This is a genomic window from Microbacterium protaetiae, from assembly GCF_004135285.1.
GTDB lineage: Bacteria > Actinomycetota > Actinomycetes > Actinomycetales > Microbacteriaceae > Microbacterium > Microbacterium protaetiae.
Genome location: NZ_CP035494.1, coordinates 966,341 through 979,235, shown reverse-complemented (window position 1 = coordinate 979,235; position 12,895 = coordinate 966,341). Strand labels below are relative to the sequence as shown.

At 67.1% G+C, this 12,895-nt stretch carries 11 protein-coding genes; 9 read left to right on the top strand and 2 right to left on the bottom strand.

All coding sequences use genetic code 11. The annotated features are described in order from the left end of the window. Positions 1-12 precede the first annotated feature (12 nt). Genes ET475_RS04460 through ET475_RS04445 form a run of 4 tightly spaced genes read left to right on the top strand, consistent with a single transcriptional unit; the run spans position 13 to position 5,055 of the window. Positions 13-1,824: a PEP-utilizing enzyme gene (locus ET475_RS04460; protein ID WP_129386408.1), complete on the top strand. Its 1,812-nt coding sequence runs from the start codon at positions 13-15 to the stop codon at positions 1,822-1,824. Then, the gene (locus ET475_RS04455; RefSeq protein WP_129386406.1) at positions 1,821-2,918 is read left to right on the top strand and encodes a PEP/pyruvate-binding domain-containing protein; all 1,098 of its coding nucleotides are present in this window, start codon (positions 1,821-1,823) and stop codon (positions 2,916-2,918) included. The genes ET475_RS04460 and ET475_RS04455 overlap by 4 nt, the downstream gene beginning before the upstream one ends. Beyond that, positions 2,911-4,236 carry a phenylacetate--CoA ligase family protein gene (locus ET475_RS04450; protein ID WP_129386404.1) on the top strand — a complete coding sequence of 442 codons (1,326 nt, stop codon included), beginning with the start codon at positions 2,911-2,913 and terminating at the stop codon, positions 4,234-4,236. The genes ET475_RS04455 and ET475_RS04450 overlap by 8 nt, the downstream gene beginning before the upstream one ends. Before the next feature lie 15 nt (positions 4,237-4,251). Continuing rightward, positions 4,252-5,055, top strand: a complete 804-nt coding sequence (locus ET475_RS04445; protein WP_207205405.1) for an SDR family NAD(P)-dependent oxidoreductase — start codon at positions 4,252-4,254, stop codon at positions 5,053-5,055. A 48-nt stretch (positions 5,056-5,103) separates the two neighbouring features. Here the strand turns inward: ET475_RS04445 and ET475_RS04440 are convergent, their stop codons facing one another. Then, positions 5,104-6,288: a 4-hydroxybenzoate 3-monooxygenase gene (locus ET475_RS04440; protein ID WP_129386402.1), complete on the bottom strand. Its 1,185-nt coding sequence runs from the start codon at positions 6,286-6,288 to the stop codon at positions 5,104-5,106. 230 nt (positions 6,289-6,518) lie between these two features. Beyond that, the gene (locus tag ET475_RS04435; RefSeq protein ID WP_129386400.1) at positions 6,519-7,265 is read right to left on the bottom strand and encodes an IclR family transcriptional regulator; all 747 of its coding nucleotides are present in this window, start codon (positions 7,263-7,265) and stop codon (positions 6,519-6,521) included. Positions 7,266-7,358: 93 nt separating this feature from the next. Between ET475_RS04435 and ET475_RS04430 the strand changes: the two genes are divergently transcribed. The 5 genes from ET475_RS04430 to pcaG all read left to right on the top strand — a co-directional run bounded on the left by ET475_RS04430 (position 7,359) and on the right by pcaG (position 12,196). Continuing rightward, entirely contained in the window at positions 7,359-9,242 is a 1,884-nt protein-coding gene (locus tag ET475_RS04430) for an FAD-dependent monooxygenase (RefSeq protein ID WP_129386398.1), read from the top strand. Then, on the top strand, positions 9,239-9,703 hold the full coding sequence (locus ET475_RS04425; protein WP_207205404.1) for a MarR family winged helix-turn-helix transcriptional regulator: 465 nt from the start codon (positions 9,239-9,241) through the stop codon (positions 9,701-9,703). The genes ET475_RS04430 and ET475_RS04425 overlap by 4 nt, the downstream gene beginning before the upstream one ends. Before the next feature lie 275 nt (positions 9,704-9,978). Continuing rightward, the gene (locus ET475_RS04420; RefSeq protein ID WP_129386396.1) at positions 9,979-10,737 is read left to right on the top strand and encodes an IclR family transcriptional regulator; all 759 of its coding nucleotides are present in this window, start codon (positions 9,979-9,981) and stop codon (positions 10,735-10,737) included. 83 nt (positions 10,738-10,820) lie between these two features. Next, positions 10,821-11,642, top strand: coding sequence for a protocatechuate 3,4-dioxygenase subunit beta (gene pcaH, locus ET475_RS04415; protein WP_129386394.1), 822 nt, complete (start codon positions 10,821-10,823; stop codon positions 11,640-11,642). Further along, on the top strand, positions 11,642-12,196 hold the full coding sequence (gene pcaG, locus ET475_RS04410; protein WP_129386392.1) for a protocatechuate 3,4-dioxygenase subunit alpha: 555 nt from the start codon (positions 11,642-11,644) through the stop codon (positions 12,194-12,196). Before pcaH ends, pcaG begins: the two co-directional genes overlap by 1 nt. Positions 12,197-12,895: the final 699 nt, after the last annotated feature.

Here is a 12,895-nt window from a genome sequence, read left to right as displayed (position 1 = left end):
AGGAGCACTTCAATGGCCGATACCCGTTTCCCCTTCTTCCGCGAGTGGCCCCCGCCGGCCGGCGCTGAAGACTGGGCGTCCATGTACCCGTATTTCACCACTGCTCAGCCCGAAGGAAAGGATGTCGAGGACGCGCGCCTGTGGTTCGCCGACACGATGCACTGGTCGCGGGCGGTGCATCCGCTGGACAGCATCGGCGCCGAGGCAGTGTACCTGGGGGCGGGGCAGAGTAGCGCGCGCATCTTTGCACTGCCCACCTCGCTCGGTCTGGACATGCGGATCGTCAATGGGTACGTGTATATCTCGCCGACTGGCGTCACCGATCCCGACCGGATCAACGAGCGCCTAGCGCACTTCCAAGAGCGGGCCGGCTACTACTACGCCAACTGGGACATCCTGTACTCGCAGTGGAAGGACAAGATGCTTGAGTTGGTCAAGCGCATGCGTGCCATTACCTTCCCGGCGCTGGCAGAGTATGAGCCGCTCGAGGTGGTGACCGAAGCCCGCGGCCGGTCGACCGCATGGGATCTGATCAGCGGCTATCACGAACTCATCGAGGAGTTCTTCCTCGCCTGGCAGCACCATTTCGAGTTCCTGAACCTCGGCTACGGCGGTTACATCACGTTCTTTCAGACGTGCAAGCAGTTCTTTCCCGAGATCACCGATCAGTCCGTGGCACGCATGGTCGCGGGCGTCGACGTGCTCGCCTTCCGCCCCGACAATGAGCTACGGGGCCTAGCACGCACGGCCGTCGATTCGGGCGTGGCCGACGTCATCGTCGAGATGCGTGACCCAGACGCGGTGGCCGCGGCGCTGGATGCGACCCCGGCTGGCCGCGACTGGCTCGCCAAACTAGAGAAGGCGAAAGATCCCTGGTTCAACTACTTTGCCGAGTATGGGTTTCTGCACGACCAGGACACCTGGCTCACCGACCCGAAGATCCCGTTCGACGGCATCATCCGTTACATCGGGATGCTCCGGGAGGGCGAAGACATCACCCGAGACGTTGATTCGCTACGCGATGAGCGCGATGAGATCGTCGATGAATACCGTTCGTTGCTTTCGCCTGACGAGCAGGCACAGTTTGACGAGATGCTGGGTCTGGCGCGCAACGTGTTCCCGTTTATCGAAGAGCACAACATCTACGTTGAGCACTGGACGCACTCGGCGTTCTTCGACAAGATCCGCGAGTTGGCGAAAGTCGTTACCGACGCCGGGTTCCTGCTCGATCCGGAGGACATCTTCTACCTCAACCGGTTCGAACTCGATGAGGCGCTCAACGACCTCGTCGCGGCCCATGCGATCGGTGTCGCACCGCGGGGCGCACAGAAGTGGCAGGCCGAAGTGGAGCGGCGACGCGTCATCATGTCGGCGCTGCGGGCTGCTCCCGCACTGCCTGCATTGGGAACGCCGCCCGACGAGATCACTGACCCGTTCGCGATCATGAACTATGGAGTTACCACCGACCGGATCCGTGACTGGCTGGGCGCGGGCGGTAGTGACGGCGATCGACTTACCGGAGCCGCTGCAGCTCCCGGCGTCGTCGAGGGTCCGGCGCGCATCATCCTGACGGAGAAGGACCTGCCCTCGCTACAGCCGGGTGAGATCCTCGTCGCACCGATCACCGCACCATCTTGGGGCTCGGGGTTCTCCATCGCGGCGGCGGTGGTCACCGACATCGGCGGGATGATGTGCCATGCGGCCATCGTCTGTCGCGAGTACGGCCTGCCGGCCGTGGTAGGCACCGGCTTTGCGACCTCACGCATCACGACCGGCCAGCGGATCAGAGTCGACGGCGGCGCAGGGCAGGTGGTGCTGGCATGATCACGGTCGATTTCAGCTCGCCAGAGGCGCTGGACGTGCAGTTGGTCGGGGGCAAGACGCTGGGACTTGCTCGTATGACGCAGGAAGGACTTTCGGTGGCACCTGGGTTCGCAGTGACCACCGACGCACACCGGGCGTTCCTCGAGGGCTCCGGGATCAACGAGCGGATCGGTGAGATTCTGCTCTCGCACGATCTCTCCGACCAAGAGCAACTCATCGTGGTGGCACGACTGATCGAGCGGGAATTTTCCGCAGCGACGGTCGCTGACGATATCGCGGATGCGATCGGCCTCCGGTATCGCGAACTTGGTGACCGGCTCGGAATTGGAGATGTCTCGGTGGCTGTGCGCTCGAGTGCGACGGCCGAGGACACCGCCGAGTCGAGCTTCGCCGGAGAGTACGAGACATTCCTCGGCATCGTCGGCGTTGACGACGTCGTCGAGCACGTCAAGCGGTGCTGGGGAAGTGCGTTTACCCCGCATGCCCTCACATATGCGCTCGACCGCGAACTGTCGCCGCTGGAGGTCTCGATGGCCGTGGTCGTGCAGAAGACCGTTAAGGCTCGGTCGTCGGGTGTGATGTTCACGGTCAGTCCGAGCACCGGTGACCGCTCACGCATCGTGATAGAGGCGAGCTGGGGTGTGGGACTCGCCGTCGTCGGCGGCGAAGTCAGCCCCGATCGGTTCGCGATCGACAAGATCAACTTCGGTGTCATCGAAAAGAAGTTGGGTGACAAACGCATTGAGTATGTCGACGGGCATACCAGTCGCGCGGTGGACGACGAGCGGGTCGCGCGGTTCTGCCTCACTGACGACGAGGCGATCGCGATCGCACGCCTGGGCAAGGTGCTCGAGAAGCTACACAAGGCGCCACAGGACATCGAGTTCGCCGTCGACCGCGAGGTCCCGGGGCCCGACAACATCATGCTGCTGCAGTGCCGACCCGAGACAGTATGGGTGGCGAAACAGGCCGAATCCCGAACGGCTTCGATCCCGCTGATGGATCGAATCACATCAAACGTATTCGGCGTGGCCACCGGTGCGATACCGACGGGCAAGCGGTCGTCGCTGCCGGAGGGGCACACACATGGCTGAGATGGAGGGGATGCGGGATCCTCGCGACTGGGCAACCCGGCAATCTGACCTCGCCGCGCAGGTGCCGGATCTGTTGAGGCGGCTCCGAGGCGCCTCAATAGCGTGGCGGGAGCGGCTCGCCGGTGTCGAACCGGGGCAGTTCGGTACGGTCGATTCTCTCGCCGACCTGCCGTTCATGACGAAGGGAGAACTGCGTGCGATGCAGGCCGATGCCACCCGGGAGCAGCCGCTGGGTGGGCTCCAGGTGGCGGCCACGCGCGACCTCGTGCAGGTCATTTCATCGTCGGGCACGACAGGAGATCCGATGTTCTTCGGCGTCACCGTAGCGGACTGGACGGCGTGGAAGCGGGCGGTGGGCTCTGCGTTTGCGACCGCGGGCATCGGCCGTGGCAGCCTGACCGCTCACACCACAGGAATGCCCATGGTCGCTGGTGGCATCGCGTATGCCGATGGCATCCGCGAGGCTGGCGGAACACTGGCGTGGGTGGGGGGTCAGACCATGACGCGGATGGTCGCCATGATTAACAGGCTCGGCGTAAACACACTGTTGGGGACCGCGTCCTTTGCAACTTTCTTCGCCGAGAAGTGTGAGGCGGAACTGGGGCGACCTGCCCGCGAACTGGCCGTGCGGACCGTGATCGCCGGGGGAGAGCCCGGTCTGGGCGCGCCCGAGATCCGCGAGCGCATCGCGGACGTCTGGGGGGCCACGAGGGTCAGCGAGATCATGGGGCTCGGCGACGTGCTGCCGGTCTTGTGGGCTGAGTGTGCCGAAGGGCACGGGATGCACTTCACGGCCGCGCCGCACGTGCTCGTTGAACTCATTGATCCCGAGACCGGGGCCCACTTGCCGTGGGAGCCCGGTGTCACGGGCGAAGCCGTCTACACGACCATCGATCGCGAGGCATGCCCGGTGGTTCGGTTCCGCTCGCGCGACCAGCTGTCCGTCACCGGCGTCGCGTGTCGATGCGGGCGCACAACCCCCACGGTGCGCTGCATCGGCCGCACTGACGACATGCTCATCTACAAGGCGATGAACGTGTATCCGTCGGCGATTCGCGACATCGCGATGCAGGTTGGCGGTAGCGCCGTTGGCTCGCTGCGAGTCCGGAAGGACAGCAACGATCAGGTTCGGTTCGATGACCCCATCCCGCTCGAGATCGAGCTCGCTGCTGACGACAGCGAGGCGGCGCGCCTGGCCGCTGAGATCGCCGAGGCCGTTAGGCAGGAGTTGCGCGTGCGAGTCTCTCCCGAGGTCCTCGCACCTGGCAGCATCCCGCTCGGTGAATACAAGAACGCGCTCACCTACGCCAAGCAGTGAGTGGCTGCACATGGCGTGGACCTGAGTGACCAGCAGTACCACGGTGATCGAGTAAAGGAGACTCAGATCATGTCGTCCTTGCAGGGAAAAGTCGCTGTCGTGACCGGCGCCGGAGCGGGTCTCGGCCGTTCCATCGCCATCCGGCTGGCAGCGCGTGGTGCCCGCGTTGTCGTCGCCGACATCGCTGACGAGGCTGCCGCCGAGACCGCGCGGTTGATCGCTGAGGAAGCTGGCGAGGCGCGAGCATTCCACGTCGATGTGACGTCGTCCGCCGACTCCGTCGCGCTGGTCGCGCATGCGGTGCTGATGTACGGCAGACTCGACGTCGCCGTGAACAACGCAGGAGTGGCTCCGCCGCCGCATCCGATTGCTGAGGTCCCTGCCGATGTCTGGCGCCGTACACTCTCCGTGGACCTCGACGGAGTGTTCAACGGCATCCAGGCGCAGATCCCTGCAATGGTGGAACACGGCGGAGGTGTCATTGTGAACATCGCGTCGATTCTCGGCACGGTCGGTTTTCCGGGCCTCGCACCGTACGTTGCAGCGAAACACGCCGTGATCGGCCTCACCAAGCAGATCGCGGTCGACTATGCAAAACAGGGCATCCGTTCCATTGCAATCGGGCCCGCCTTCATCAAGACGGGATTGGAAGCGGTGTTCGACGATGCGACGCGGAAAGCCTTGGACGAGGCGCACCCGATCGGTCGGATGGGAACACCTGGTGAGGTAGGCGAGGTCGTCGCCGCAGTCGCCGAGGACGGATGGTCGTTTGTGAACGGTGCGTATTTGCCGATAGACGGCGGTTACCTCAGCCGCTGATGGACCTGTCGCACATCTCGTGCGTAGCCGCGCGATGATCACTACATATCAGCCTCCCAACTCCAGCGGCCACCCCGTGTAGGCCTCGGCGAGATACGTGCGCCCGGCGCGCGAATCGGTGACCGATCGCAGTTCGCCCAGCTGCCGCATCCGGTCGAAGTCCGACGCCTCGGGCATCTGGTGCAACATGCTGGTCATCCACCACGAGAAGTTCTGGGCCTTCCAGATGCGGTGCAGCGCCGTCTGCTCATAGCCGTCAAGCAGCCGGGGATCGTTTTCCAGAAGAAAAGCGCGCAGCGCGCCGTGAAGCAGTAGCACGTCGGCGATGGCCAGGTTCATGCCCTTCGCGCCGGTCGGGGGCACGGTGTGCGCGGCATCCCCCACCAACACGACGCGTCCGCGGCGCAGCTCGCGCGCCACGAAGCTGCGGAACTGCAGCATGTCGCGTTGGAAGATCGGGCCCTCGTGCAGCGTCGTGCCCGGCACACGCGACTGCAGGATCTCCCACAGCTGCTCCTGGGTGTACGAGGCGGGGTCGACGTCGGGGTCGCATTGGAAATACATCCGCTGCACGGTGTCGGATCGCTGGCTGATCAGCGCGAAGCCGTTCGGTGAGTTGCTGTAGATGAGTTCGGGCGCACTGGGCGGGGCTTCGCAGAGGATCCCGAACCACGCGAAGGGATACTCCCGATACAGACCCGCGCGCGAGCCCGACATCGCCCGGCGGACCACGGAGTGTGAGCCGTCGGCGCCGATCACGATCTCGGCGGCGATCTCGGATTCTGCGCCGTCGGGGCCGGTCACGACCACGCGCGGGCGCTCGCCGTCGACATCGTCGACGCGCACCGCGGTGGTCTCGAATCGGATGTCGGCGCCCGCCGGCACGAGCGTTGCCAGCAGATCCTGCAGCACGAGATGCTGCGGATACAGCCACACCCCGCGGCCGACCAGGTCCGCGAAGTCGATGCGGTGCCCGGCGCCGTCGAAGCGCAGCTCGATGCCGTCGTGGCGCATTCCGACCTGGTGCGCGTGCGTGTCGACGCCGGCGGCCACCAGCGCCTCGACGGTGCCCTCTTCGAGGATGCCGGCGCGGATCGTCTGCTCGATCTCGTCACGCGAACGGCTGTCGACGACGATCGAGTCGATGCCGGCGCCGCGCAGCAGCTGGGCGAGCAGCAGCCCGGCGGGGCCGGCGCCGACGATGGCGACCCGGGTGTGGACGGTGGTGGTCATGGCGTCTCCTTCGACGTGCGGGGCGACTCTCATTCTGGGTGACGCGGGAGGCGACGGGGCTTGGTTTCTCGTTCAACAAGAATCCGGCGGGAATTTGGCGCCTCTCTGCCCCGCGTGCGGGCCCGGTTGGCGGCGCTGCGTGTTCACAACGCAACTCATCCGGTGCCTCGAGGGGTGAAACGGCCCTATCCGGGCCTCTTGCGCACAGATGGGATGAGTTTTGAGCGGGCTCACGCCTGTAAGGCGCCCTGGATGTCGCGGCTTGCGCGATGCAGCGCCTCCAAAGGTGCCTCGACCGCAGCGTCGCGGGCGATCACCACCGACAGAGCGGCCACGACGGCGCCCGAGGCATCGCGCACCGGCACGGCCAGACCGGTGGCGACGTCTTCGATGTATCCCGGGGCTATCGCATGCCCGAGCCGACGGATCTCGGCGAGCTTGCGCCGCAGCGCCGCCGGCTCGGTGATCGTGGCGCGGGCCAGTGCCGCCAGCGGACCGGTCAGGATGCGCTCCTGCAGTTCGGCCGGCGCGTGAGCGAGCAGCACCAACCCCGAGCTGGAGGCGTGCAGAGGCAGGCGGCCGGCGATCCGAGTGATGTTGGAGGTGGCATCCGGGCTCGACAGCCGCTCGAGGAAAAGTGCCTCACCCTGTTCGAGGATGGCCAGCTGGGTGTGCTCGCCGACCCGCGCCTGCACGCGCTCCATCGCCGGCATCGCGGCTTGACGCAGGCGCAGCGCCGCCGACGAGCGGGTGGCCAGCTCCCAGAGGCGCATGCCCACGCGGATGCGGTGGTCTTCGTCGCGCTCGAGCAGCCCGGTCTCGATCAGCTCACCGATGAAGCGGTGCGCCGTCGACGACGGCAGGCCCGCACGGCGGCCGATCTGCGACGCGGTCTGCACCGTGCGTGTCGGCGTGAAGGTCTCGAGCACCCGCAGCAGACGCTCGGTGACCGAGTCGCCCGTCGGGGAGTTCGCCATGCGCCCACCTTCTCATGACGCATGCGCCGTAGAATCGTTGGGGTACTGACGATATAGTGGGTGCGCACGTCCCGACGGATCGAAGGAGATCGCATGCAGTACTACCGAGACGGATACCGCTCAGGCGATCCCGACCTGCAGCCGGCGGCGCCGGAGGCGGTATCCCGCACCGGCGACATTCCCGCAGAGGTCGACGTGCTCATCGTCGGCACCGGGCCGGCCGGCACAGTCCTGGCCGCGCAGCTGTCGGAGTTCCCCGACATCACGACGCGCATCGTCGAGCGCCGCGGCGAACCCCTGACCCGCGGCCACGCCGACGGCGTCGCGTGCCGCACGGTTGAGATGTTCGAGGCGTTCGGCCTGGCCGACGCGCTCCTGCGCGAGGCCTATTGGGTCAACGAGGTGCACTTCTGGGGACCGTGCGACGACGACCGCGCCAAGATCGTGCGCACCGGATGGGTGCAGGACACCCCACCGGGTCTGAGCGAGTTTCCGCACGTGATAGTGAACCAGGCGCGCATGCAGCACTTCCTGCTGCAGCATGCGGCACGCTCGGCGAGTCGGCTCGAGGCCGACTACGGCGTCGAGTTCGTCACCCTCACGGTGCACGAGCGCGACGACCATCCGGTCGAGGTGACGCTGCGCCGCGGCGACAAAGAGATCACCGTCAACGCGAACTACGTCGTCGGCTGCGACGGGGCGCGCAGCAAGGTGCGTTCGGCGATCGGCCGGGAACTGGCCGGGGATGCCGCGAACCACGCGTGGGGTGTCATGGACGTGCTGGCCACGACCGATTTTCCCGACTGGCGCACCAAGAACGTGATCCAGTCGGCGGGCAAGGGCAGCCTGCTGATGATCCCGCGCGAGGGCGGCAACATGGTGCGCTGCTATGTCGACCTGGGCGAGATTCCCGCCGGCGACAGCACCATCCGTTCCACGACCGCCGAGCAGCTGGCGGTCACGGCCAACGCGATCTTGCACCCGTACGCGATCGATGTGAAGCAGTGCGCCTGGTCGAGCGTCTACGAGGTGGGGCAGCGTCTCGCCGACCGGTTCGACGACGTGACCGATGACGACGACCGCATTCCGCACGTGTTCATCGCCGGCGACGCCTGCCATACTCACTCGGCCAAGGCAGGTCAGGGCATGAACGTATCGATGCAAGATGCCTTCAACCTGGGCTGGAAGCTCGCAGCCGTGCTCCAGGGACGCAGCGCCCCGCAGCTGCTGCGCACCTACTCGGGCGAGCGGCAGACGGTCGCCGCCGACCTCATCGAGTTCGACAAGTTCTGGTCGGCGTTCATCGCGCAGCCCACCGTCGACCCGCAGCATCCCGAACTCGGCGGCGTCACGTCGCAGCAGATGCAAGCCGAGTTCGCGCGGCAGGGGCGGTACACCGCGGGGCTTGCCACGACCTACACCCCGTCGTCGCTGACCGGCACCGACGAGCACCAAGATCTGGCGCGCGGGTTCCAGATCGGCACCCGCTTCCACTCGTCGCCGGCCGTACGGGTGGCCGACGCGTACCGCGGCGAGCTCGGGCATGTGCACCGCGCTGACGGACGCTGGCGCCTCTACGCCTTCGGCGACGCCGACGGCTCTGCTTTGCGCGAGCTCGCGCAGTGGCTGACGGATGCCGCACAGTCGCCGATCGCGCGCTTCACTGCGGCATCCGCCGACATCGACAGCGTGATCGACGTGCGCGCGGTCTTTCATGCCGATCACCACGACGTCGATCTCGGGGAACTGCCCGAGATCCTGCTGCCGCGCTCGGGGTCGCTGGGCCTGCAGGACTGGGAGAAGGTGTGGGCCGTCGGCGCCGACGCCGACATCTTCGCCGCGCGCGGCATCTCTGATCGTGGCGCCGTCGTGATCGTGCGGCCGGATCAGTATGTGGCGCATGTGCTGCCGCTGGACGCACGGGACGAGCTGACGGACTTCTTCGGCGGGTTCCTGCTGCCGGTGGAGGCTGAATGATGGATGCCGCGGCCGGCGAAGCGGGCATCGACGAGGCTTTCGCCGCCGAGCCACAGCGTCACCTGGGCTACCTCATCCGCCGTGCGCAGCAGCGGCATGTCGCCACCTGGGCGCGCGTGGCCTCGACCGAGACCACGAGCGTGCAGTACGCGATTCTCGCGGTGCTCGATCGTCTCGGTGAGGCGAGTCAGCGCGAATTGTGCGACGAGGTCGATCTCGACCGGTCGACGGTGGCCGATCTGCTCGCGCGGATGGAACGGCGCGGACTGCTCACCCGCCGCCGTTCGTCGGGCGATGCTCGCCGCAACGTCGTGACGCTCACCGGCGAGGGCCTCGCCGAGCGCCGGCGCCTCGGTCCGCTCGTCGAGCAGGTGCAGCGCGAGCTCGCGGCCGGGATGCCGCCCGGCGAGCTCGCCGCGCTCGAGTCGGGGCTGCGCGCGCTGCTCGCCTCCGGCGCCTGACCCGCCCCGCCCCGGCGCGGTGCGCTGCCCCCTTGTCGCCGAGTTGTCCCCGCGTTGCGCGACTTTACCTCGGGTTGCGCGAGCTTGCCTCGGGTTGCGCGACCTTACCCCGGGTTGCACGAGCTTGCCTCGGGTTGCGCGAGCTTACCTCGGGTTGCGTGACTTTACCCTTGGCTGGGGAGGGGACAACTCGGGCAACGCGGGGACAGCTCGCGCAACGCGAGGGCAACTCGCGCAACGCGGGCGACGGGTACCCTCGAGCGCAGGGAGGACGGATGCCGGACGACGGGATGCTCGCGCGCATCATGCGTGTGCTGTCGTGCTTCTCCGACGACGAGCCGGCAGTCGGCGCAGGCCAGATCGCTGCGCGCACCGGCATCCCGGTCTCGACAGTGCACCGACTGCTCGCCGACCTCGTCGCCGAGGGGCTGCTCTCGCGTGCGCCGGGCCGCAGCTATACGATCGGCGCGCGGCTCTGGGAACTCGGCGAGCTCTCGCCCCTGTCGCTGCGGCTGCGCGAAACGGCGCTGCCCCATATGGCGCGACTGTACGAGGCGACCGGCGAGAACGTGCACCTCGCCGTGCTCGATGGGCCCAGCCCTGAGGCATCCGTCGCCTTGTTCGTCGGGCGGGTGACCGGCTCCGGTTCGATCCCCACGCTCAGCCGCATGGGCGGCAGGCAACCCCTGCACACGACCGGCGTCGGCAAGGCGCTGCTGTCGACCCGTGATCAGGCGTGGCTTGGGCGTTACTTCACGATGCCGCTGCAGCGCGAGACCACGCACTCGATCCTCGACGAGGAGCGCCTGCGCGGCGAGCTGCGTCGCGCCCAAGCACGCGGCTACGCGACCACCCGCGAAGAGATGACGCTGGGAAACGTGTCGGTCGCCGCCCCCGTCGCCCACGTGCAAGGGCTGCCGCCGGTGGCCATCGGCGTGGTCGTGCACCTCGACCGCGCCGACGAGCGGCGGCTCGCTCCGCTGGTCGTGCAAGCCGCGCGCGACCTGCACCACGATCTCCGTACCTCCCACTGAGTGAGAGGTCATTCCGCCGCCGGGCGCCAGTCCTGCGAACCTGGAGAGGTCCGTCACCACATGGACGGTCGAAGGAGACACCCATGACAGACCCTCAGCCGACGGCCGCAGCGCCCGAGAGCCTGCTCGCGTCAGCCGACTTCCCGCCGCAGTCGCAGATCACCCGCGAGATCCAGGACATCCACACCGAGTATGCGCGCCGCGAGGCCGCGGGCGAGAAGCTCCCGGCCACGATCTATGATTTTCCGCCGTACCGGTCGAGCCTGCTCCGTCACCCGACCAAGAACCCGCGCCTGGTCGACCCCGAGACCATCGAGCTGTACTCGCCGGCCTACGGCCAGCGGGATGTCGCAGCCATAGAGTCCGATCTCACGCTGCAGCACGCGGGTGAGCCGCTGGGCGAGCGCATCACCGTGCGCGGTCGCCTGCTCGACTCGTGGGGACGTCCCATTCCGAACCAGCTGATCGAGATCTGGCAGGCGAACTCGTCGGGCCGCTACATCCATCAGCGCGATCAGCACCCTGCCCCGCTCGACCCCAACTTCACCGGGGCGGGCCGCGCGATCACGAACGACAACGGCGAGTACCTGTTCACGACGATCAAGCCGGGCGCCTACCCGTGGAAGAACCACATCAACGCCTGGCGTCCCGCGCACATCCACTTCTCGGTGTTCGGCAACGGGTTCACGCAGCGCATCGTCACGCAGATGTACTTCCCCGGTGACCCGCTGTTCGCGCTCGATCCGATCTACAACTCGATCCACCGGCAGAAGGACCGCGACCGACTGATCAGCACCTACGACCACGACCTCACTGTCCCGGAGTTCTCGATGGGCTACCGCTGGGACATCGTCGTCGACGGACCGGATGCCACGTGGCACGAGCCCGAGGAGGGTGAGCACTGATGCCCGAGAAGACCCTGGATCCCACGCCGGGCCAGACCGTCGGCCCGTTCTTCGCGTACGGCACCATCTACCCGAAGATGCACGAGGTCGTCCATCCGTACAGTCCGGGAGCGATCGTGCTCGGCGGCACGGTGTACGACGGCAACGGTGCCCCGATCCCCGACTCGATGGTGGAGATCTTCGGCGCCGACAGCGACGGCACCGTGTCCCGTGCGCGCGGCGCGTTCCGCCGCGACGATCACACCTTCACCGGGTTCGGGCGCTCGTTCACGACCGATGAGGGGCACTACGAATTCTGGACTCGCAACCCGGGAGCCGAGGCCGGCAAGGCGCCGTTCTTCGCTGCGATCGTCTTCGCCCGAGGGCTGCCGAACAAGCTGCACACCCGCATCTACCTGCCCGACGACGAGGCGGCGCTCGCCGCCGACCCGCTGCTGAGTTCGCTCGATCCCGCCGAGCGCGCGACGCTGATCGCCACGCGGCTGCCCGACGGATCGCTGCAGCACGACATCCATTTGCAGGGCGAGGGTGAGACCGTCTTCCTCACGTTCTGAGCCGGCGATCACGACGCCGGTGGCCGGGAAATCGGTGGCCGGGATGCCAGCGGCCGGGAAATCGGTGGCCGGGATGCCAGCGGCCGGGAAATCGGTGGCCGGGATGCCGGTGGCCGGGATGCCGGTGGCCAGGATGCCAGCGGCCGGGATGCCGCAGGCCGGGATGCCGGTGGTGAGCATGGCCGCGGCCGAGGTGTCGGCGGCGCGGCCGTGTCACAGAAACCGCGGGTTCCCCCGGACTGAATCCACATCTTCTGTGACCGCCGCCGGTGCCGTGTCACAGAATGGGTGGCTTTACCGGAGGCATCCCGCATCTTCTGTGACACGCCCGAAGCCCATGTCCCACAAGGGGTTGCCTAACCCGGGGCATCCCGCATCTTCTGTGACATCCCCGTGGTGTGCAGTTGTGTTGGGGGCTGTGACCGCGGTGCGGTGTGCGGTTGCCTCGCAGCCCGTGTCACAGAACCGGCGACCTCACGCGGGGTATCCCGCATCTTCTGTGACACGCCCGAAGCCCATGTCCCACAAGGGGTGGCCTAACGCGGGGCATCCCGCATCTTCTGTGACATCCCCGTGGCGTGCGGTTGGGTCGGGGGTTGTGACCATCGTGCGGTGTGCGGTTGCCCCGGAGCCCGTGTCACAGAACCGGCGACCTCACGCGGGGTATCCCGCATCTTCTGTGACACGCACCGCTGCAGT